The organism is Nitrospira sp. (assembly GCA_024760525.1).
GTDB lineage: Bacteria > Nitrospirota > Nitrospiria > Nitrospirales > Nitrospiraceae > Nitrospira_D.
The window spans coordinates 4100096-4123237 of sequence record CP060499.1 but is presented as its reverse complement, the minus strand read 5'-3'; the positions used below and the strand labels follow the sequence as shown (position 1 = coordinate 4123237).

General features: G+C 55.3%; 19 protein-coding genes. 17 read left to right on the top strand and 2 right to left on the bottom strand.

Going from position 1 to position 23142, the window contains the following annotated elements; all coding sequences use genetic code 11:
- Positions 1–39 precede the first annotated feature (39 nt).
- The 3 genes from H8K04_19340 (at position 40) to H8K04_19330 (ending at position 2749) form a co-directional block, all read left to right on the top strand.
- Positions 40–1884, top strand: a complete 1845-nt coding sequence (locus H8K04_19340) for a PAS domain-containing protein (GenBank protein UVT15921.1) — start codon at positions 40–42, stop codon at positions 1882–1884.
- Positions 1862–2233: a response regulator gene (locus H8K04_19335; protein UVT15920.1), complete on the top strand. Its 372-nt coding sequence runs from the start codon at positions 1862–1864 to the stop codon at positions 2231–2233. Before H8K04_19340 ends, H8K04_19335 begins: the two co-directional genes overlap by 23 nt.
- 93 nt (positions 2234–2326) lie before the next feature.
- The gene (locus H8K04_19330; protein ID UVT15919.1) at positions 2327–2749 is read left to right on the top strand and encodes a hypothetical protein; all 423 of its coding nucleotides are present in this window, start codon (positions 2327–2329) and stop codon (positions 2747–2749) included.
- A 1-nt stretch (position 2750) separates the two neighbouring features.
- Here the strand turns inward: H8K04_19330 and priA are convergent, their stop codons facing one another.
- Both priA and H8K04_19320 read right to left on the bottom strand, forming a co-directional pair.
- Positions 2751–4964, bottom strand: coding sequence for a primosomal protein N' (gene priA / locus H8K04_19325; protein ID UVT15918.1), 2214 nt, complete (start codon positions 4962–4964; stop codon positions 2751–2753).
- Between the two features lie 192 nt (positions 4965–5156).
- Complete coding sequence (locus H8K04_19320) at positions 5157–6725, bottom strand: OmpA family protein (GenBank protein ID UVT15917.1); 1569 nt, start codon at positions 6723–6725, stop codon at positions 5157–5159.
- Between the two features lie 531 nt (positions 6726–7256).
- On the opposite strand from H8K04_19320, the gene ndhC reads away from it, so the two are divergent.
- The 14 genes from ndhC to H8K04_19250 all read left to right on the top strand — a co-directional run bounded on the left by ndhC (position 7257) and on the right by H8K04_19250 (position 23136).
- Positions 7257–7640, top strand: coding sequence for an NADH-quinone oxidoreductase subunit A (ndhC, locus tag H8K04_19315; protein UVT15916.1), 384 nt, complete (start codon positions 7257–7259; stop codon positions 7638–7640).
- Positions 7641–7647: 7 nt separating this feature from the next.
- Positions 7648–8175 (top strand): NADH-quinone oxidoreductase subunit B, encoded by a 528-nt coding sequence (locus H8K04_19310; GenBank protein UVT15915.1) that lies wholly within the window; start codon positions 7648–7650, stop codon positions 8173–8175.
- A 9-nt stretch (positions 8176–8184) separates the two neighbouring features.
- Positions 8185–8682, top strand: a complete 498-nt coding sequence (locus H8K04_19305) for an NADH-quinone oxidoreductase subunit C (protein ID UVT15914.1) — start codon at positions 8185–8187, stop codon at positions 8680–8682.
- Positions 8683–8695: 13 nt separating this feature from the next.
- Complete coding sequence (gene nuoD / locus H8K04_19300; GenBank protein ID UVT15913.1) at positions 8696–9940, top strand: NADH dehydrogenase (quinone) subunit D; 1245 nt, start codon at positions 8696–8698, stop codon at positions 9938–9940.
- A 78-nt stretch (positions 9941–10018) separates the two neighbouring features.
- Entirely contained in the window at positions 10019–12712 is a 2694-nt protein-coding gene (locus tag H8K04_19295; protein UVT15912.1) for a molybdopterin-dependent oxidoreductase, read from the top strand.
- Positions 12713–12754: 42 nt separating this feature from the next.
- A complete protein-coding gene (gene nuoI, locus H8K04_19290; GenBank protein ID UVT15911.1) occupies positions 12755–13342 on the top strand; it encodes an NADH-quinone oxidoreductase subunit NuoI in 588 nt (195 codons plus the stop codon).
- Positions 13343–13351: 9 nt separating this feature from the next.
- A complete protein-coding gene (locus H8K04_19285) occupies positions 13352–13879 on the top strand; it encodes an NADH-quinone oxidoreductase subunit J (GenBank protein UVT15910.1) in 528 nt (175 codons plus the stop codon).
- Positions 13876–14178 carry an NADH-quinone oxidoreductase subunit NuoK gene (nuoK, locus tag H8K04_19280; GenBank protein UVT15909.1) on the top strand — a complete coding sequence of 101 codons (303 nt, stop codon included), beginning with the start codon at positions 13876–13878 and terminating at the stop codon, positions 14176–14178. The genes H8K04_19285 and nuoK overlap by 4 nt, the downstream gene beginning before the upstream one ends.
- A 136-nt stretch (positions 14179–14314) precedes the next feature.
- Positions 14315–16291, top strand: coding sequence for an NADH-quinone oxidoreductase subunit L (gene nuoL / locus H8K04_19275; protein UVT15908.1), 1977 nt, complete (start codon positions 14315–14317; stop codon positions 16289–16291).
- Positions 16292–16309: 18 nt separating this feature from the next.
- Positions 16310–17869, top strand: a complete 1560-nt coding sequence (locus H8K04_19270; GenBank protein ID UVT15907.1) for an NADH-quinone oxidoreductase subunit M — start codon at positions 16310–16312, stop codon at positions 17867–17869.
- Between the two features lie 7 nt (positions 17870–17876).
- Entirely contained in the window at positions 17877–19586 is a 1710-nt protein-coding gene (locus H8K04_19265) for an NADH-quinone oxidoreductase subunit M (GenBank protein UVT15906.1), read from the top strand.
- A complete protein-coding gene (locus H8K04_19260; GenBank protein UVT15905.1) occupies positions 19583–21079 on the top strand; it encodes an NADH-quinone oxidoreductase subunit N in 1497 nt (498 codons plus the stop codon). Before H8K04_19265 ends, H8K04_19260 begins: the two co-directional genes overlap by 4 nt.
- Positions 21080–21730: 651 nt before the next feature.
- On the top strand, positions 21731–22684 hold the full coding sequence (locus H8K04_19255) for a hypothetical protein (protein ID UVT18048.1): 954 nt from the start codon (positions 21731–21733) through the stop codon (positions 22682–22684).
- Positions 22681–23136, top strand: coding sequence for a response regulator (locus H8K04_19250; protein UVT15904.1), 456 nt, complete (start codon positions 22681–22683; stop codon positions 23134–23136). The genes H8K04_19255 and H8K04_19250 overlap by 4 nt, the downstream gene beginning before the upstream one ends.
- Positions 23137–23142: the final 6 nt, after the last annotated feature.

The window sequence follows — 23142 nt, the reverse complement described above, 5'->3', positions numbered from 1 at the left end:
CGTAACAACTCTATACACGCAGACCGGAGGTTGTTCCACATGACTGCTGGTCTCTTCCTAGGGTTGATCCTCCTTCTCAGCGCCTCTCTTTGGATAGCCATTCGATACCGCCGCGAAAATGTCTTGAAGTCACGGGTCATTGCGGCGACGAATTGCGGCGTATTCGTGACGGATGCAACGTTCCCACATCATCCCGTGGTCTATGTCAATCCCGCCTTTCTCATACTGACCGGCTACGCTGAACACGAGATAGTCGGTCAGACGACGGCGATCTTGAGTGGGCCGGATACCGATCGAGCTTCGATAGAAAAGCTCGCGTTGGCTCTTCAAGACGGAAGTGCCTGCCGAGTGTCCCTGCGCCACTACCGTAAAAACGGTACGTCGTTTTGGAATGAAGTGACGCTGACTCCGGTGGTGGACCAGGCGGGACGGCTGACGTCGGTCATCTGGGTGATGAATGATGTGTCACACATCCGGCAGCTGGAAGCGGATCTGCACAAGATGCCTTCCCCGACCTTCCTGTGTGATCTTGCCTCAGAAGGAATGTTGGTCACGACCGAAACAAGGGTCGCATATGTCAACAGGACCGGTCTGAAGATTCTCGGAGCCTCGTCGGCCGAACAGCTTATTGGAAAACACTTTTGTGACATCATCCATTGCGACTCCCAGGAGGTCGCACGACCATTGATGGTGCAGATAGAGGCGTCAAGTTATTCGACCAAGACGCTTGAAACCCGATTCCTGCGTCTTGACGGACAACCCGTTGATGTGGAGCTCTCGGCAGCCCCAATCATGTGGGATGGAAGCGCGTCGTTCCTAGTCTGTTTCTCGGATATGTCTTGCCGGAAGAGGACTGACATCCAAGGTTCTCACGTTGATAATCACCGTGAGCACGCGCACGCGAGTGTTGAGATGCATCATTGGGCATGGGGTCTCGACCATGGCGCGGTATGGTCGGCTGAGCAATACCGCATCTTTGGATACGAACCAGGTTCGGTGCCGCCGACATATGACACCTTTAAGAAGGCCCTTCATCCGGAGGACTGTGATCGTGTTCGCACCCTCGTCGAGGAGACGCTCAGTTCCGATCGTCCATACGACATCGAGTGCAGAATCATCCAGCCCAGCGGCGATATTCGGTTTATCCGCTGCCGCGGCGTCCTCATGCGAGGTTCAACAGACCAGGCGATTCGGATGTCTGGAACCATTGAAGACATCACGGACTACAAGCTCGTCGTGACTATGGCGGAGGAGCGAGAGCTTCAATTCAAGACCGTCATGGAATCGGTCCCCGGCGGCATGCTCATGATTCATCACGACGGAACTATCTCCTTGGTCAACGGGATGATCGAACACATGTTCGGCTATGTTCGTGAGGAGTTGTTGGGCCGGCCTGTTGAATGCTTGCTGTCTTCCCGGGGTCGTGTGTGGCAGCAGGACCTCCGTGCCAATAGCCGTTCAGCCTCTTCATCGAGCAGTAAGGAGGGAGCTCTGGAATTGCACGGAGTTCGAAAGGACAGCTCTGAATTCCCGATCGAGGTCGCCGTTCACCCCATCCATCTGTCGTCAGGAACGTCGTACTTAGCCACGATTGTCGAGATGGGGACGGTCAATCCGATGGCCGGCGCCATGGCGCACGAGTTTAACAACAGTCTTACGGCCGTACTGGGCTTTAGTGAGTTGGCACTGGCGTTGATTCCAACCGAGAGCAAAGCTCATCGCCATATCGGTCAGGTCATCACGGCGGGGCGAAAAGCCCGTGAGCTGACGCAGCAGATTCGCCGAAGCATGACACGGGTATCCACGGCTCCGCCGACGCATATTGATCAGGAACCATCGCTGTTGCCGATAGAGGTGTCGGATGCCGTCGGTCCTCGTCGTTGATGATCAAGACCAGGTTCGCCAGCTCATACGGGAAGCTCTGGAGCAGGCAGGCTATGAGGTTGAGGAGGCTCGTGATGGAAAAGAGGGACTCGAACGGTATCGGGCCAGATCGGCGGACCTTGTCATCATGGATATTCTCATGCCCGACCAAGACGGATTAGAGGGTATCATGAGGCTTCGGCGGGAGTTTCCTAATTCTCGTGTCATTGCCATGACAGGCGGAAGTGAGGCGATCGGCGTCCTTAATTTCTTGGATGTCGCAAAGATGCTTGGAGCTCGACGGACTCTTCAGAAACCATTCGAGCTCAAGGTTCTTCTAGACACGGTTGCTGAGGAAATCATCCCCTAAACGGTCTGCCGCGCAGAGTTCCCCATTTCTTCCCATTGACATCACAGCACGGTCCCGTCAGACTCTCCCCTTTGTTTTGTCCTCATCCTTGTCATGAGACTCCTCAACCTGTTTCTTGGGACTCTGGTTACCGTCGTCGGGTTCTGGCTCATCTGGGGAACCGTGTCTCCATTCCTCGTGCTCGGATGGGGCTTGGTCGTAGGGGTGTTTCTATGGTTGAAGGCGGAATCGATCACGGAAATATGGGCGTGGTCCACCTTGGTGCTCGGCCTGGAGAGTTTTGCTTGGCCATTGGTGTTGATGATTCAAATGAAGGGCACTTCGGACGCACTTCCTGAGGCTGAGATGGGGACGATTCTTTCAGCCGTGGTGCTGGGTCTCTTTTCATCGGTGTTTTGGGTCTCGTTTTCTTATGGGCTGTTCAGCCGAGCACGGAGGGAGCGTCAGGGTATGTCCGGAGAGCAATCAGCAGCAGTGCCGACGCCCCGGGCAACCAAGAAAAAGAAAGTCGTGTAAGCTATCCAGTCTCAACCGGATCGACGTCGACGGTAAACTTGATCCGTCCCTTGTGGTACTCTCGCTCCATGTGCTGGACAGAGTCATGGATCCTGCGGCTGAGTATACCGAGATCGGTCGCTTTGACCAGCATGCGATGGTGATGATGACCGGAGGGCCGTCCGCTAATTGCCGGCACCGGCCCTAACACGACGACAGGCTCCTGATTGCAGGCAGGTTGTCCAATCTCCGCGCCCCAGTGCTTGGCCGCTTCTTCGACAATATTCGCGTCTTTTCCGGTGATCGAAAGATCGGCCAAGTGACAGACTGGCGGATAATTCAGGAGCTGACGTGCAGTGAATTCTTCATCATAGAACTGACCAGGATTTGCTGATAGCACGCCCTGCACGGCATGGTGTGCCGGGAGCCGCGTCTGTAAGATGACCCGACCCCCGGCGGATGCCGGACGGGCCAGGCTTACGGCATCCACCAGCAGGTGATAGGTCCGTTCCGCTGCTCGAAAGTCTGAGACGTGTAACCCGGAATCTGCTTGAAGGATCCCGACCAGTTCCTGCTGGGGCAGGGGTTCCCGGCCAAACAGGGCTTGCGTCCCAATCAGAATATCCCAGGCCCCCGATCTCACACGTTCCCATAGAGAACGGGCAGAAGCAGGACGGCGGAGTGTATCGCCATCGAGCCGCGCCAGCTTGGCATGTGGAAACAAACGATGCGCTTCGGCTTCAATCCTCTCAGTACCGTCTCCAAGGGGGCTCACACGAGATGCATGGCACAAGGGACAGACATCCAGCAACCCATCCACCCTCCCACAGTAGCGACACGTCAGCCTCCCGGCTTCCCGGTAGTATGTGAGCGGCACAGCACAGGAGGGGCAGCGAGGCACCCAACCACAGTCTCGGCATACCAGGGTTCTGGCATAACCCTTCCTATTAAGAAACAACAGAATCTTGGCATGGTTCCCGAGCGCTTCCTGCATCGCTAAGATAAGCTTCTGGCTGAACAACGTCCCTCCTGCTTCATTGCGGAGGTCGACGAGCTCAATGTGAGGGTGCGGATCAACATCCTGTGGAACGTGGTACATCTCGGCTGCGGTGTCGAACCGCGACTCAAGGGATGGATGCGCCGATGCGAGGACAAGAAGCGCCCGCTCACTTTCAGCTCTCAAACCAGCCACCTCCCGGGCGTGATAACGGGGCTCTTGAGGTTCTTTGAGCGCCGGATCTTCCTCTCCGTCCACCCAAATCAGTCCGATGGATCGAAGGGGGGCAAAGACGGCTGAGCGAGTTCCCACGACAATCGATGGAGTCGGTCCTTGCCGCCGTTGCCATCGGTCGAATCCTGACGACGAGTGTGCGAGGGTAATCGGAAGTCCTGTGAGAGTTGAGAGCAGGTTTTTCAACCACACCGCTCTCGCGATCTCGCCGCAGAGCACAATGGTAGATCGCTCTGTTGCGTGCGTCTGTTGAACGGCGTCGGCAAGCCTACTGATTCGATGTTGCCATGGAGCATGAAGAACGATTTTCCTCATGCGGTGACTTTGCAGACAATGGGCGACTTGAGTTCTCCAAGAAGAATCCACCTCAGGAAGCTTTTCTGTAATCGGAAGAGTCTGTATCGGCGTTCTGCGACCATGCTCGTCCGCCACGAGTCTCTCGTGCCGCTTTGGTGGACCGATCTCGGAGTTGTTCGACGGCTCGAGCGTTATCCACGACTTTTTGAGAAGGGCATCGATCATCCGCGAGGCAACGCGCTGACGAGTCGGTTGAAGAGTAGACGACGATATTCCCCTGGCTCGGCGCGCAATTCGCCTGAGAGTCGGCGCCAGGAGATCGGGGCAACTCTCGGTCGCCAATGCCTCGTGACCCTGCTGGGTGGCAACGTATCGTGTGGGTGGGGTTTTCCTTGTTGCCGTCGGTGGAAATACAAGCCGGAGACACTGACCCCAGGGTGCAACGTAGTAGGTTGCAATCTTGCGGGATAGTTCGAGCAGTCCGGGAGGGAGTGTCGAATCTTGTCCATCCTGAACGAGCGAACGGACTTCTTTAAGGACGCCAGCCGTCATCTGAATGGAAAGGTGATTGCTCAGCGAGATCACAACCCCTTCCAGCACCACTCGTCCAAACGGCACCAGGACACGGCTTCCTATTTCAAGAGTTCTGACCAAGGGGGGAGGCACACGATACGTGAATGCCTTAGCAATATGACGAGGAACGATCACGTCAGCATACAATGCCTCCGTTCGACGAAGGAGGCTTGAGGGACTATCCAAACCCATGCCGCATTCTAACAGTGTGGGAATATGAAGGACACCGAGGATACCGGTATCCTTGCTCAGGAAAATTCCGGTGAGCGAGGTCGAAGCGTGAGGAAAACTCGGGTATAGATGAATCGCACCTACAGTCGATCGGTCCTACTCCGTTGGGCTCCCACCGGCCGGTTGTTGCTGAGGCGTATCTTGTTTGTTGATCTCTGTCGAAATAGTGCCACTCGCATTAGGGTTATTGGCGCCATCTGACCCATCCTTTGCGGAAATCTGTGACGAATCGCCCACGGACAGGGTTCCCCGACCAGGGGAACCGGCTCTATCTGCGGCAGCCGTAGGGGTGAGCGGCTGATCGCTATTATCACGTGCGCTCAGACCGGAAGGATTGGCTCCCAGCGGTGACACGGGACTCTGAACTTCGAGCTTGGAGGCCGGGGGATCACTTTCGGGGGTATGGAGAACAATCTCCACACGCCGATTCTTGGTGCGGCCTTCCTCTACCGCATTGGTGGCGGTCGGCTTCGTATCGCCAAGTCCCACCGCCCTGATCCGTGCCGAATCCACGCCGCCCTTCTCCACGAGATAGCGGAGAACACCGTTTGCCCGCACTCTGGACAGCTCCCAATTGCTCGGATACCGCGACTTGAGCGAAGGGCCGATCTCCACACTATCCGTATGCCCTTCGATTCGGATCATCCTCGTATCCCCGCTGGTACGCAAGTACTCAATCAACTGATCAAGAACTTTGTAACTCTCGTACGTAATGGCGGCGTCCCCGGAGTCGTAGTGCAGGAATTTGGCTAGTTCCCCAAGATTGAGACGGCTTTGTCCGGACGCATCTTGCAGTTTCAGTCTGCTGGCTATCAGATCGGTCGGGACTGCTTCACCGGCTTGGGGTGCGGGTGATGCCGGGGTCGCCGCGACGGGCGGAATAGTGAGTGCAGAATGTCCCACGAGCTTGAACCGGTCCCCTTTCATGACACGGGTGTTGGCCTTGAGAACTTTCGCGGCTGCCGTATGTGGTTCCGTCGACAGCACCTTGAGTTGGCCGATTTTTCGAGGAGGGAGTCCGGCGCTATAACGGTGGATGTCTATGAGATCACCGGTCTTGAGTCCATCTTCCCTTCCACGATCCAGGTACACGACATTGTATTGTGAAACCAGTGTCATCGGCCTGTCGGCCTGAAGTTCGACGATCATGCCCTCGAGGTCGGACACGTCCGACACGGGGCTCATGTCTGCGTCTGGAGTCGGAGGAACAAACCGCGCGACCGGGTCTCCAGGGGAAATCGGTCCGTAGCTGAGGACGGCCTCCGCCGTTGTGAGGGCGTGATCAGCGGCAGTCACCTTTACGACCGCTGAACGATTCACGACAAAACCCAGATACTCCCTGGTCACGGGATGGAATACCTTGCGGACTCTTCTATACACGGTAAACAGATCTCCAACTGCCACATCTGTCGGATTGTTCAGTTTCAGGTAGAGGGAATCCCGTTTACCGAGAAGCATTCGATTGCCCGAGGATTGATTATCACCTGTGATCAAGTTCACGGTACCATCGATAGGGGAGCTTTTCTGGATGGCGCCGGTGGAAAAGGCCAGCGCGCCATCGGTAACCCTGACGGAATCGAGGTCTGGGGTTTGTCCGAGTGCGCCATCGATCGAAAGGCCGATGCCCGAACACAGGACCAAGATCAGGGACGTCAAGGTTTTCATAGATAGATTCCTTTTCGAGCTAGGGCTACTTGAAAACCATAGCAAAAGGCGCTGTGTTGTCAAGAATTTGAGCTTGATCGGCACGAGTTTGACGAGCGTTTCCTGCCGGTGTTAACGTATGGTCCTGCGCAGGTCTCTCCGGAAGGATATTGGTTCAGCGATGAATGAGCAGGCAAAAGAGAGGCATAGTCTCGAGCCGTTCCGCGAAAAGGGACGCCTCGAAACACAGATCCATCGGCGACGGAACATCAAAGCGCTTTCTCCCTTGGAATTAGAATGGGAGAGTCTGAACCCTTCCTTGAGGGCGAGTGACAACGCAACAGTGACCACTGACTCCATGCCTTGCGAGCGACAGGAAGAGCCTCACCAGTCAACCGTCACACCACTCTCAGACCGCCATACCTAGGGCTTTCGGGTCGGCTGAAATTAGGTCCTTTGTTCGCTTGATATCCCCGAGAGCAGGGCACTAAGATCCCATCTGTTAGATTTAGAATACCCTTTCCAGGTCAATGCCTTGTGAGAGAAAAGTAAATGAGCGGAACCGAAATTCTCTTCGAGTATCTGACACGATTTTTCCCGGTCTTTCTGTTTATCTTCGTGACGCTGGTTTTTGGAGTGTTGACCTTGCTCGTCAGTTATTTTGTGCAGCCCAGATACCCGGAACCTGAAAAGTTGTCGACCTACGAATGTGGATCCGAGCCATTTTCTGACGCCCGTATGCCGTTCCCTGTTCGGTACTACATTTTTGCGATGTTGTTTGTCATCTTTGATATCGAAGTCATCTTTCTGTACCCGTGGGCGGTGGTCTTCACCAAGATCGGGGTGATTGGGCTGATCGAAATGCTGATCTTTATCGGGCTGTTCATCGTGGCGTACGTGTATGCCTGGCGAAAAGGCGCATTGGAATGGGACTGAGGGTTGTATGGGATTGATCCAACTGGGCCGCCATGACAAAGATGGTGCTCCGGACGTCATTACGGGGTCTCTGGAAAAGGCCGTCAACTGGGCTAGGAAAGGCTCCCTCTGGCCTATGACCTTCGGGCTTGCCTGCTGCGCCATCGAGATGATGGCTGCCGTCTCCTCACGGTACGACATGGACCGGTTCGGGGCGGGAGTATTTCGGGGTTCTCCGCGCCAGTCGGATTTGATGATCGTTGCTGGTACGGTGTGTCGGCGGATGGCGCCGGTGATTCGAAAGATCTACGATCAGATGCCGGAACCCAAATATGTAATTGCAATGGGATCCTGTGCCACTTCCGGGAACATCTACGACAGCTATCCCGTCGTGCAGGGGGTCGATCGGTTCATTCCCGTCGACATTTATGTGCCCGGCTGCCCTCCGACTCCAGAGGCTCTCCTGGACGGTATCCTGAAGCTGCAAGAGCGCATCATGCAAAAGCGTGTGTTTGTGACTCAACCGGAACAGGTCAAGGCCAATTTAAAGGTCTGACACGTGAGCATGCATCCATTATTACAGCGGATTCAGCAGACGTTTTCGGCCGGAATCACCGGCCTGACTGAATGGCGAGGCGATGTGGCCGTGACGGTCTCCCGGGACAAGCTTCACGAGGTCGCTCAATTTCTGCACGACGATCCCGGGATGGATTTTGACTATATCGTTCATGTGAGCTCCGTAGACTGGCCGGACGACGAAGAGCGATTCGAGGTCGTCTGGGAATTCTACTCGATCCGGAAGCGGCAGCGTATCCGGCTCAAGACTCGGGTGCCTGAATCGGATTGTGTGGTTGACTCCTTGACGGATCTTTGGAAAGGCGCCGACTTCATGGAGCGTGAAGTGTTCGATATGATGGGGATCCGATTCCGAAATCATCCGGACCTCCGCCGCATTCTCATGCCGGATGACTATACCGAGGGCTACCCTCTGCGGAAAGATTTTCCACTGCGTGGCAAGGGCTGGCGGGACACGTTTGAATTCCTGGACGAAGTCCCGAAGTAGGATTGGCGTAGTTATGGCATTCGAAGACCAAAGAACGACCGTCTATAAGATTCACCCGGAGCATCCGGAAAGCGAGACGCTTCCGACCTTGCGAACCGAGGAACTCCTGCTCAACATGGGACCTCAACACCCCAGTACGCACGGTGTTCTCAAGGTGATCCTGGAGTTGGAGGGAGAGCGGCTGGTGAAATCCACGCCCGTGATGGGCTATCTCCATCGTGGAGTAGAAAAACTCGCGGAAGACGGGACCTATCATCAGTTCATCCCCCATACCGATCGGTTGGACTATGTCTGTGCGATGTACAACAACTTTGCCTACTGCCGCGCTGTCGAAAAACTCATGAACCTGCAAGTGCCAGAACGGGCGGAGTATCTTCGGACGATTGTTGCGGAAGTCCAGCGCATCATTGGGCATCAGTTTTGGCTGAGTGCCCAGGCGCTTGACATCGGGGCCATGACCGTCTTTTTTTACTGCTTCCGTGATCGGGAAATCCTGCTCGATTGGTTCGATGAACTGTGCGGAGCCCGCCTCACGACCAGCTGGTATCGAATCGGCGGGGTGGAGCGTGACTTGACCCCTTCATTGATCGATAAGCTCAAACAGTTCCTGGACTATTTTCCGCCGAAGATCGACGAGTATCAGGTGTTTCTCGAGAAAAATCGCATTTGGCTGGGACGCACCAAGGGGGTAGCCGTCATCTCTGCGGAAGATGCCGTAAATTTTGGGCTGAGCGGACCGGTTCTGCGTGGGTCCGGCGTGGATTACGACCTCCGCAAGTACGAGCCCTATAGCGCCTATCCAAAGTGTGAATTCAGCGTACCCGTCGGAAAAAACGGTGATACGTACGATCGGTATTGGATTCGAGTGATGGAGCTCTACGAGAGCGTCAAGATCATTCGGCAATGTCTTGAGCAAATGCAGGATGGGCCGATCATGGCGGATGCTCCGAGCGTCACGCTGCCGCCGAAAGAACGGGTCTTCACGAACCTGGAGTCGATGATCCAGCAGTTCAAGCTCTTCTCTCAAGGATTCGACGCTCCGCCAGGGGAAATCTATTGTGGGACAGAGGCGCACAAAGGTGAGCTGGGCTTTTACATCGTCAGTACGGGAGGCGGAAAGCCGTATCGGCTGAAGATTCGCGCCCCCTCTTTCATCCATATGGGCGCGTTCGATCATATGGCCAGAGGCTACATGATTTCGGATGCCTGTACGATCTTTGGGACGTACGATGTCGTGATGGGTGAGTGCGATCGGTGAGTCATGGTGCGTTGGTGTTGTGAGATCGGATTGTTAGGCCAACGCTAACAACCGGGACATTCAGGACAGGAACCAAACATGGGACTCAAGCCGGCTACGAATCCCGACGTGGAAGCAGCAACGATCGAGCTGAGCATCGACGGCAAAGCTGTGACAGCGAAGGACGGGGTGTCGCTCTACGACGTCATTTCCATGACCGGCAAGATCATCCCGGCCATGTGTTACCACTATACGTTCGATCCGTTCGGCTCTTGCGGCATGTGTCTCGTGATGCAAGAAGGGAAAAAGGCCCCTGTTCGGTCTTGCACCGCCAAGGCGGCGGCGGGAATGGTGATCCGTACCGAAGGAGAAGATCTGTTCCTCGCCCGCAAGAAAGCCGTCGAGAAGCATCTGTCCGTGCATCCCCTCGATTGTCCGGTGTGCGACGCAGACGGCCATTGCGAACTGCAGGACATGGCCTTCCAGCACGGCGTGACCAACCTGGCCAATGCCAAGCAAAAATTCATTCCGGAAGATACGCGTAGTCCGGTGCTCGATTTCAACATGAATCGCTGCATTGCCTGCGCGGAATGCATCAATGTCTGTAAGGATGTGTTGATGATTGACGCCTTACAGTTCATGAAAAAGGGCGGATTCAACCAAGTGGTCCCCAAAGGGGACCTGGCTCTCGATTGCGAATTCTGCGGGGACTGCTTGGCGGTGTGTCCTGTCGGCGCCATCACAAACAAGTTTTCCAAGTATCTGTATAAGCCTTGGCAGATGAAGAAGACGACGACGACCTGCAACTACTGCGGAGACGGCTGTCAAATGTACTTGGAAACGAAAGACGCCGAAGTGGTCCGCGTGACGTCGCCGTTATCCTGGAAGAACAAATGGGGAGACCGTTCGGACACCGCCAAGGGTCATGGTGGCCTGTGCGTGCGGGGACGCTTTGGATTCGAGAGTCTGGACAGTCAAAGCCGGCTTGTGCATCCGTTGGTTCGCGAAGGCGGCCGGCTCGTCGAAAAGCCCTGGCTGGAAACGATGCATCTGCTCGTGGATCGGGTGACTGACATTAAGCGCAAGCACGGCGCCGATGCCATTGCCGGTCTTGTGACGGCACGCTGCACGAACGAGGAACTGTATCTGTTTCAAAAGCTGATGCGCACAGCCTTTGGAACCAACCAGCTTGATAGTAGTGCCCGCTATGGGCATATGAATTTTGTGCTCGCGTCGAGGCACGCCGTCGGACTGGGGAGAACCCCGAACGATTGGGAAGATCTGACGAAGGCGAAAGCGATTGTGATCATCGGCTCCAACATCACCGAGACGAACCCATTGACGGCCGTGCGCATCAAAGAAGCCATGCGGGTGTACAAGGCTCAGGTGGTGACGCTCGACAGCGCCATTACAAATATTGCCAAGTTGGCCTCGCACCCGTTTTTGATTAAGCCTGGAGCTGAGGGCGCGGTGATCGATGGGTTGGTCAAGGCGACGATCGACCAGGATTTGGTGGATGAAGAAACCGTGGGGAGGCACCCCAAAGCGTTTGAAGCACTCAAGAGCGCGGTGGCGAATGTCTCGTTGGAGCAGCTGTCGGCTCAAACCGGCCTGGCAGCGGAGGCTTTCAGAGAAATTGCGGGCATTTTTGCCGAATCGCCGAGGTCCATCATCCTGTGCGCGGAAGGGATTGTGAGAAGGACGAACGGCTACCAGAACGTCTTGAAGCTGATGGATCTAGCTTGGATTACCGGGAAGCTCGGTCGACCCGGGTGTGGTGTGAATACCGTGACGGAGGAGCCGAACGAACAAGGGGCCGTGGATATGGGCGCAGCCCCTGAGTTCTTCCCGGGACAGGCCCGGTTTGATGACCCCGGCGTGCGTGAACGTTTTGCCAAGGCATGGGACGCGTCGCTTCCTCCTGTCGGGTCAGGTGCCAATCTGGTCGAAATTTTGAAGCGGTGCAAAAGCGGACAGATTAAGGCGTTGTACGTGTTGGGTGAAAATCCGCTCGCGACCCTGCCGGCCTCGATGGAGATACGAGCCGCGCTCGAGCGCCTGGAACTGTTGATCGTGCAGGATCCATTTTTGACGGACACAGCGAAGCTGGGTCATTTCGTGCTTCCGGCCTGCACCTATGCGGAAAAGGACGGCACATTTACGAACTTCGAAGGTCGCGTTCTTCGCGTCCGGCAGGCGATGGATCCGCTTGGAGAGAGTTTGCCGGACTGGCACATCATGACGGCCCTTGCCAATGCCATGGAATGTCGATGGGAATACCAATCGGCCAACGACATTCAAAGCGAGATCATGAAACTATTGCCCGGATATTATAATCTCGGCCAGCCTCGCAAGGTCACGCCCGTGCCCGATCAGTGTTTGTCGAACGGTTATGCCACGGAGGTGAAGGCTCGTTACCGACCGACTCCGGTCTCAGCGGAGCCCACGCGTCCTTTCGCGCTGTTGATGGGGCAGTTGTTGATGCATTCGGGAAAATTGTCGACGCAAGCGGCCGGGCTGATCAAGATCGCACCGAACACCGGAAAGTTACGGATGAATATACGGGATATGGAACGCTTGGGATTGCAAGACGGCGCGAAGGTACGGCTGACCTCGGACCGTGGCTCATTGCAACTCGGCGTGCAGCCCGATCAGTCCATTGCGCCGGGCACCTGCTTTTTCCCGGAGCATTTCAATGAACCACCGGTGAAGGACCTGATGACCGTCTCGGTCGATGCCACGACCGGTGTCCCGTCGTTCAAGCAGATCTGGGTAAGTGTTGAGCAGGCGTAAGGGAGAGGCGGGCGTGCGCCCGTCCGTGACGAGGAACCAGCAATGAGTGTCGCCGCCCTGACCAAAAAAATCCTCCAAGCCGCGTTGTTCTATGAAATTTGGGACGCGATGAAGGTCACGTTTCGTCACATGCTTCATCGGCCGATGACTTTTCAGTACCCGCGTGAACACCGGACGATCCCGGATGCGCACCGTGGGGCGCTGGGCTTGCTGCGATACGACGACGGGCACGAGCGTTGTGTCGGCTGCGACTTGTGCGAAGTCGCCTGCCCATCCCATTGCATCAAAGTGATCAGCGGGGAAGATATGTCTCGGCCGCTTCAGCGCTATGCGAGTGAGTTCTACATCGACATCACCAAATGCGTGTTCTGTGGATATTGTGTTGAGGCCTGTCCGGTGAACGCCCTGGCGATGACCAAAATGTACGAATATTCAACCCATGACAAGCGCAGTCTGCTGTTCGATAAAAAGCGGCTGTACGACATTGGCGAACGCCATCTCGAGGACGGAAAAAAATATTTGTACGCGCACAACCAGGAGAAGGACGTCGAGCAGAGCCGCGAGTATCGGTACTACTTTCCTCAATCAGTGGCGAAGTCGACCCAACCACCTCCCAAGCATCTGAGCTGAGCCGAACACATGGTCTTAGTGTTTTTTGCCTATTTCGCGTTGATCAGTATTGCCGCCGGCGTTCTGACTGTGACCTTACGCCACCCCGTCCATTGCGCTCTCGCCCTGCTCGCATTACTGACGCACGTCTCCGGCCTGTTCATCCTCTTGAACGCAGAGTTCCTGTGGGCGGTGCAGGTCATTGTCTACGTCGGGGCCATTCTCGTGCTGTATCTCTTTGTGTTGATGCTGTTGAACCTCAAAACGGACGAACGCTATTTCCACCCCTCGGCCCTCTATTTTCTCGGACCGGCCGTCCTGGGGGCCGTCTACGTCATCTTTTTGCTCATGCGGTCTCCATTCAGTGGAGCGAAGGGAAATGCTCCGGCCGCGGCCGTGCTGCTGGAAGGCGATACATACGCAGTGGGCATCAAGATGTTCAGCGACCACCTCTTGCAGTTTGAGATTGTCGGCATATTTCTACTTGGAGCTATTATCGGCGCCATCGTTCTGGCCAAGACTCCGAAGCCACTGGATGCGGAGAAAGACCGTTTATGATCCCGCTGTCGGCGTACGTAGCCGTGAGTGCCATCCTGTTCATGACGGGGCTCCTTGGCGTACTCGTCAGGCGCAACTTCATTATTGTGCTGATGTCGGTCGAAATCATGATGAATGCGGCCAATATTAATCTTGTCGCATTTTCGCACTATCTGGAATCGATGGCAGGTCAGCTCGTGGCCCTGTTTATCATCGCCATCGCCGCCGGGGAAGCCGCCGTCGGCCTGGCGATCATCATCGTGGTTTTTCGGGGCAAGATTTCTACCAATGTAGACGAAATGAACCTTTTAAAGTGGTAGCAGGAAGTTGAGAAGGGGCATTGAGCGACGTGCTCGGTACCTTGCATACATGATGCAGCCCCAAGCGAGACGCTGTATGACTCGGCTCCATACGGCGTCGTTGCTCAGCTGAACACCCTGCGAATCGTAGGATACTGTGTCTGATCTGACGGATCTGCTCATCAAACTGATTCCCGTTTTTCCGCTGTTGGCAGTCATCGCGAACGGCCTATTAGGGAGTCGCTACTCTCATGACATGGCCCATCGATTGGCCTGGGGGTCGGTCGGGCTCTCGTTCCTCTGCACAGTCGCTGTATTTGCCGATGTCTTGCGGACCGGAGCGACTCACGAAGTCATTGCCTACCGATGGATTTTCGGCGGTGATCTCACGATCAACCTCGCGTATCTGGTGGATCCTCTCACCTGTGCTTGGTTGCTGGTCGTCACCGGCGTGGGTTTTCTCATTCACGTGTATTCCGTCGGCTATATGCACGGAGAGGTCGGGTTCACGCGCTTCTTCACCTACATGAACTTATTCATGGTCTCCATGCTGCTGCTCGTCATGGGGAACAACTACCTGGTGCTCTTTATTGGGTGGGAGGGCGTCGGACTCTGTTCGTATCTCTTGATCGGCTACTACTATGACAAGGTTACCGCTGCGAAAGCTGCCACCAAGGCGTTCGTTGTCAACCGGATCGGTGACGCTGGGTTTCTCGTCGCCATTTTTCTCGTCTTTATCAACTTTCGGACGCTCGACTATACGAAGGTCTTCGCCCAGGTTGGACAACTATCTCCCGATATGGCCACTGCGATAGCCCTGTGCCTTTTCATTGGGGCGATTGGGAAGTCCGCGCAACTTCCACTGTACACGTGGCTCCCCGATGCGATGGAAGGTCCGACACCGGTGAGCGCACTCATACACGCTGCGACGATGGTCACAGCCGGTGTCTATATGGTGGTCCGGAATCACGTGATCTTCGATCTCTCTCCTCTCGCGATGTCCGTGGTCGCGTTTGTCGGTGGAGGGACTGCTTTGTTCGCGGCAACCATCGGACTCGTACAAACCGACATTAAACGTGTCTTGGCCTATTCGACCGTGAGCCAACTCGGATACATGTTCCTGGGTTGCGGAATCGGTGCCTATACGGCAGCCGTGTTTCACGTCATGACGCATGCATTCTTCAAAGCGCTGTTGTTTTTGGCTGCCGGCTCGGTCATCCATGCGCTGTCGGGCGAACAGGATATCCGAAGGATGGGTGGACTGAGTAAACGCATACCCTGGACCCATCGTCTATTTCTGATCGGTACGATCGCGATCGCCGGGCTTCCTCCGTTGGCGGGCTTCTGGAGCAAAGACGAAATTATGGCCCATGCCTTCACCCACCATCACTACCTTTTGTATAGCATGGCTGCCGTCGGCGCACTGATGACCTCTTTTTATATGTTTCGTCTCACGTATCTCACCTTCTACGGTTCCTCGAGGATCGATCATCATACGGAGGGGCATGTGCACGAGTCTCCTATGGTGATGATTGGGCCCTTGATGGTGCTTGCGTTCTTGTCGTGCGTAGGCGGATTGGTCTTGGGATTTCCTCCCGAACAAGGTTGGCTGCATGGCTTTTTGACATCGGTCGTCGGAGCGGCGGGTGAGCATGAAGCCGGTGCGGGAATGGTGTTTCTGTTGATGGGTGTAGCCATCGTCATCGCATTGATGGGATGGGGGCTCGCCCATTTCCTCTATGCGGTGAGCCCGGTTACCGCGGACGGATGGGCTGAACAATTTTCCGGCCTCTATCGGATTCTCTGGAACAAGTACTATGTCGACGAACTGTACGATCTGATCTTCGTCGAGCCCTTCAAGCGTCTAGGCGCGATCCTTGACTGGTTCGATCGCACGGTCATTGACGGCATCGTGCGGGGCGTCGGGCGGCTCGCTGATTGGGGTTCTGCGGGATCCACGTGGATCGAGAAATACATCATCTACGCCGGCCTGAACGTCATCGGATACAGCAACCACCTCGCCGCCCGCGAGGGACGAAAAATGCAGAGCGGGATGGTCCATCATTATGCGGCGATCATCATTGCGGGGATCTTCCTCCTGGCATTGGTTGTTCAACTTGTCGTTCAGATGTAGCGTGAACAGATTGTAATCATGCTCGAAGAACTCACAACCGGATTCCCGATTCTTTCCTGTATTCTTTTTCTCCCGGTTGTCGGGGCGGCCGTGCTCTGGTTGTTCGATGATGAGGATATGGCCCGGACCTCGGCGCTCACCATTGCGCTGGTCGAGCTTGCGCTATCGGTCTTTGTGTTGCTGCGGTTCGTGCCGGAGTCGGCCGCCATGCAGTTCACGGAACGTGTCCGATGGATTCCCGCGCTAGGCATCAGCTATCACCTCGCTGTTGATGGGATCAGCGTACTGTTCGTGGGACTCACGGCGTTTCTGACCGTCCTGGTCGTGGTGTACTCCTGGGATACGATTCGACATCAAGTCAAACTGTACATGATGTGCCTGTTGGCGCTCGAAACGACGACCATGGGCGTCTTCGTGTCGTTGGATCTGATCCTGTTCTTCGTGTTCTGGGAGCTGATGCTGATTCCGAGCTACTTTCTGATCAAGCTGTGGGGCGGAGGAGCGGAGCGTCATTATGCCGCCCTGAAGTTCGTCGTGTATACGCTTTTAGGCAGTGTCTTCATGCTGGTCGGCATCGCCTTGTTGAACATCAATTTCCATCAGTGGGCCTCCTTGCATCATACCGATCAACTCTATTCGTTCGATCTGCTCGACCTCCTCACGGTGCCGATTCCAATCAGTCAGCAAATCCTCATCTTTTGGCTGATGTTCATGGGATTTGCGTTCAAGGCGCCGGTGTTTCCCTTCCATACATGGCTGCCCGATGCGTTGTTGGAGGGTCCGATCGGGATGGCCGTGGTGTTGGCCGGTCTCAAGCTCGGTACATTCGGCTTCATACGTTTCAGCATTCCATTGCTGCCGGATGCGTCAAAGAGTGAGACAGTCGTCACAATCGTCGTGGCTCTCGGTCTCTGCGCAATTCTCTATGGGGCCTGGATGGCGTTGGTTCAAGCCGATTTTAGGCGCTTGCTCGCCTACAGCAGCGTCAGTCACTTGGGCTTCGTTGTGGTGGGGTTGTTCGCGTTGAATTATCAAGGTCTGCAAGGTAGTTTGCTGACCATGATCAATTTGGGGTTCAGTACGGCCGGGCTCTTCTTCATCGCCGGGTTTCTGTACTCACGCCAGCAGACGACCCAATTGTCCGCGTTTGGTGGAATGGCGAAGCAAGTGCCTCTCCTTGCGACCTTCTTTCTCTTGATCGGGCTGGCCTCGATCGGACTTCCCGGGACGAACGGCTTTGTCGGTGAGTTTCTCATTCTTTTGGGGGCGTTCGAAGCCAAGTGGTGGTTCGGCGCAATCGCCGTGCTCGGGGTGATTTTTGGCGCCGCGTATTTTCTCTGGTACTACGAACGTTCGATGATGGGTCCGCTCGGCACCGCCGTGAAAGCGACGATGAGCGACCTCCAACTTCGTGAGATGATCATTGCGGTTTCACTTTCGGTCATGATTCTCTGGATCGGGCTCTATCCGTCCCCGTTCTTGCGAATCATGAACGGGTCCGTTCAAGCGCTCGTCGATCGCCTCCATCACGAGAAGACGGCGGGATTAGACGATAGCAGGATGGGACGAGGGTTTTAGGTCGACCATGGGAGAACACGCGCTACTCTATATCCTCTTCGCTCCGTTCGCCGGAGCCCTGGCGCTGATCTTTGTGTCCAATCGTCAGCCCCTGCTGGTGCGAAGCATCGCGTCGAGCGCCGCCTTTGTGTCGCTGATGGCCTCGCTGTATATCTTTTACACCTATGATCCGGTGAAAGGTGGATTCCAGTTCATTCAAAAGTTTGAATGGTCGAGACAACTCGGCATTTCATTGTATCTGGGCGTGGATGGGATCGGTACGCCGCTCGTGCTGGCTTCATCGATTTTGCTGTTTGCCGGCATCTTCGTGTCATGGCACATCAAGGATCGCACGAAGGAGTTCTACATCTGGTTGCTGATCTTGGCGGCCGCCACGATCGGGGTCTTCATGTCTCTCGACCTCTTCTTCCTCTATTTCTTCTATGAGATGTCCGTGATCCCGATGTACTTGCTGCTGGGTATGTGGGGTAGCCACACGAAGAACTATTTGGAGATGACGGACCCTGAGGGGCTGAAGCGAAGAGACTCCGTCGGCTTTATCCTCAACTTTGGGTCGAACAGCAAAGAGTATGCGGCGATGAAGCTCGTCCTGTTCCTGTCGGCCTTCGCGGTCGTCGCATTGATGGGCATTCTGCTGATCTATAAATATGCGGGACTAAACACCTTCGATATTCTGGTGCTCCGGGAGCAGGCCAAGCTGATGAATATCCCCGTGCTTGGCACGACCTTGGACAAGATTATCTGGGTGTTGATCTTCTTCGGCTTTGCGTCGATCGCCCCGCTGTGGCCGTTGCACTCCTGGTCTCCGGTCGGCCATGCGGCGGCGCCGGCTGCCACGAGCATGCTTCACGCCGGGGTCCTCATGAAGCTGGGCCATTTCTCTATCATACGGGTCGCCTTTGAAATTCTCCCTGACACGACCCGGGAACTGATGCCGATCGCCGCTGTTCTGTGCATGTTCAGCATCATCTATGGCGGGTTCGTTGCGTTCTACGCCAAAGACACCAAGTACGTCATCGGCTATTCAAGCTCCAGCCACATGGGTTATGTGTTCCTCGGAATGGCGGCCTTGAATTACATCAGTTTGAGCGGCGCGGTCATCTACATGTTCGCTCATGCCATGGCAACCGGCATGCTTTTCGCGATGGCGGGTTGGGTCTATGACCAGACCCACTCACGCGACATCCCTTCGCTGGGTGGCCTGGCGAACAAAATGCCGTTCATCTCGGCCTGTTTTATCGTGGCCTGTATGGCCTCGATCGGGATGCCCGGCACCGTGAATTTTATCGCGGAAATCATGATCGTCGTCGGGAGTTGGAACAAGTACCCCCTACAAGTCATCGTCGCCATGTTAGGCATCGTGCTGACTCTCGCCTACCTCTTCAAAATGATGCGCGGCCTTTTCTATGGCCCGATGAACCAAAAGTATAGCCATGCGCATGATGCGATTTCGACGGTCGACCGTCTGCCTCTGTTGATCATGATCACGATCAGCATCGGGTTCGGTATTTTCCCGATGCATTTGTACGATGTTGTTCGCTCAGGGGTAGATCCGCTAGTCGCGAGGATTACGCGAGTCGTCCCGGTCGCAGAAACGGGCGAAGGGAGGGGGACAGAGAGTGAGGTGCTTGTTCAAGGAACGGCTTCTGAGGCGCCGGTCGTTGCCAACAAACGTATACCGCTTCCGTCCGAAGCCTCACGAGGAGACCGGGAATGACCTTTTCATTGAATATGTCGTTCTCCGATCTGCTGCTCCTCTTACCGGAGATCCTCCTCACCTGCTGGCTCTGTGTGATCATTATCGTCGACTTCGCCTCGCCGCGCCTTCCCAAAGATCGACTCGCGTACCTCAGCGTTGCCGGCCTGATGGGGACACTCGTCTGTTTGCTGTGGTTTGATTTCAATCAAGTTGCCGGCACGCTTTTCGGCAACATGTTCGTCCTCGATCGGATGGCCATCTTCTTCAAGGTGTTCATCCTCGGATCTACGATACTGGTCATTCTCTCGTCGATCGAGTACGTCAACCGCTTTACCCTTTTTCGGGGAGAATATTACGTTCTGGTCGTCATGTCGGCGCTCGGCATGATGTTCATGGCCTCGTCCAACGATCTGCTGTCCGTCTTCGTCAGCTTAGAATTCTCGACACTCGGGTTCTATATTTTGGTGTCTTACCTTCGGGATGATTTGGCCTCGAACGAGGCGGGCCTCAAATTTTTCATCCTGGGGGTCTTTGCGGCCGGCCTCTTCGCCTATGGAATCAGCCTCGTCTACGGTGAAACCGGCAAGCTGGTCTTCTCGGAAATGGCGTCAGCGCAAGCGACGCCGGGGTTGATCATCGGGTTTCTGCTCATCTTTGCCGCCTTGGGATTTAAGATCGGTGCCGTTCCCTTCCACGCGTGGATTCCGGATACGTACCATGGCGCCCCGACTCCTGTGACGGCGTTCTTATCGATTGCTCCGAAAGGCGCCGCCTTGGCGATTTTGCTCCGTATTTTTCTCGTGGCATTGGGAACCTTTAAGCCCACCTGGGTTTACCTATTGGTTGCGGTGTCAATCATATCCATGACCTACGGCAATATCGTGGCCATCGCGCAGCGGAATATCAAACGGCTGTTGGCCTATTCCGGCATCGCGCAAATAGGAAATGTCCTGATCGGTCTTGCGGCAGGGACGAAGATGGGAAGCGATGCCATTCTCTTTTATCTCTTGGCCTATCTCTTCGCCAATATCGGTGCCTTTGCCGTCGTGATTGCGGTCAGCCAGGCCATCGGCCGGGATGAAATCGAAGACTATCGTGGCTTGAGTCGGCGCTCGCCGTTTCTGGCGTTCGCGATGCTCCTATTTCTCTTGTCGTTGGCCGGAGTGCCTCCGCTTGCGGGGTTTATCGGCAAACTCTACATTTTTGTGGCCGCCATCAAAGAGGGACTCTATACGTTGATCGTGGTCGGGCTGATTAACATCGTGATCTCGATGTACTATTACCTCATCGTGGTGAAACAGATGTACATCAATGAGCCGATTGATCCCTCTCCTATTGGAATTTCGGGACCGATGAAAGCCGTCATCTATGTCGGGTTGGCCGGAACCTTAGTAATCGGCATTTACCCCCAACCCTTTACAGACTGGGTCGTCGCCGCGACGCTCATGTTTGCTAATTTTGTCGGACCTTCAGCGACGGTCATACCACCGAGTCTCCCATTAGGGAGCTAGTTTTCTGCTTCCGCCTCTCGAGAGTTCTGCTACAATTAGAACGGTCTAAGGAATCTTACCGGTACGGCTTTCGCAAGATCGCCCTACGCGTGCTGATGCAGGTCGTCCTGATCCATGGAATCAGCCACGAATCAGCAGTCACAGACGCCTCATCTAGCGGCTGAGGGAACCAAACCTCTTGCCGACGTGGGTCCGGGCGCAACGGCCTTCTACCGAGTGGCCGTTGCGTGGTTTAACAGGATGACCATTGAGCAGCGGGTATTGACCGGGTTCAGCCTTGTCTTCGTCGGTATCCTGATCATCAGTGCCATATCCTACCGCAATATGAGCACCCTGCTCACAAATAGCGGGCTGGACGGTCGCAGTCATGATCTTTTGCAACTCCTCGGTACCATCGACGTCACGATGAATGAAGCGGAAGATATCCACCGACGGTATCTTGTGACCGGAGAAACATCGTATCTGGAGGCTTACCAGAAGCTTGTGAAGCAGAAGCCGGCGTTCACGGTGTATCTCAATGATTTGACCCGGGGGTCACCGGAACAACAGCAACGCGTCGGAGTTCTGGATAGGATGATGGACCGGCAACTGAACGCTGAGTCAAAGGCCATCGGACTGTTTCAGGAAGAAGGCTTCCGATCGGTCAAACAAATGGCCCTTGAAGGAGCGGGAAAACGTGAGCTCGGGGTGATCCATAAACTCATTGCCGAGATGGATGCCCATGAACGACAGGCCGTAAGTCAACGTGTACTGGAATCCGTCGCCGGTACGAGAAACAGCATCGTGCTGCTCGGTATCGGCGCCGTACTCCAACTGGTGCTGTTGGCATCGGTGTACTACTTGATTCGGTATGATATTACGGAACGGCGGCATGTTGCCGAGGAACTGCAACACCGAGGCGAGCTCCTGGAGGCCGCGAACAAAGAGCTCGAGGCCTTCAGCTATTCGGTCTCTCATGACCTCCGTGCCCCGTTGCGGCACATCGATGGGTATGCCGCCCTCTTGGGGAAATCGGTTGAACAATCGCTCAACGAGAAAGCCGCCCGCTATTTGCAGACGATTTCCGATGCCGCTAAGCAGATGGGACAGCTGATCGATGATCTCTTGGTCTTTTCCAGAATGGGTCGGCAAGAAATGCTGGCCACGACCGTCAGTCTGGATCACCTGGTCAAAGGCGTCATTGCCGATCTCCGGCTGGACTTGCAAGGACGCCGGATATCGTGGACAATCGCCGCGCTACCCGATGTGCAGGGCGATCCAGCCATGCTCCGACAGGTTTTTATGAACCTGATCGCCAATGCCGTGAAGTTTACGAGCACCAGACCGACGGCCACAATTGAGATCGGCGCAGAACGTTCCACTTCCGCAGAAATTGTGTTGTTTGTCCGGGACAATGGAGTGGGGTTCGATATGCAGTATGCCTCGAAGCTGTTCGGAGTCTTCCAACGGCTGCATCGCGCTGATGAATTCGAGGGAACGGGAATCGGTCTTGCCAATGTTCGTCGCATTGTTCATCGCCATGGGGGCCGGACTTGGGCCGAAGGCGTACCTGATAGAGGAGCGACATTCTACGTCGCGCTACCGACAAGGAGAACCGAATCATGAACATGGCCAAGCCGATCCTGCTTGCCGAAGACAATCCGCGCGACGCCGAACTGGCTTTGGCGGCCATGGAGGAGGAACGCATATCCGACAAAGTCATTCTGTGCCATGACGGGGCTGAAGTGTTGGATTATTTGTACTGTCGTGGACGCTTCAAATCACGGCTGAAAGGCAACCCTGCTGTGGTGTTCCTTGATCTGAAGATGCCGAAAGTGAACGGACTGGAGGTGTTGCGGACCATCAAAGCGGACAGCAACCTTCGCCCGATTCCCGTTGTGATGCTGACATCCTCGCGAGAAGAGCGCGACCTTGCGGAGAGCTACGCCTTGGGGGCAAACGCCTATGTCGTCAAGCCGGTTGAGTTTCACAAATTTTTGTCCGCTGTCAAGGAACTCGGGACGTTCTGGGGTCTCATCAATGAGCCGCCTCCTGAAAGCTCCCGTTCCACTCACTGACCCTTC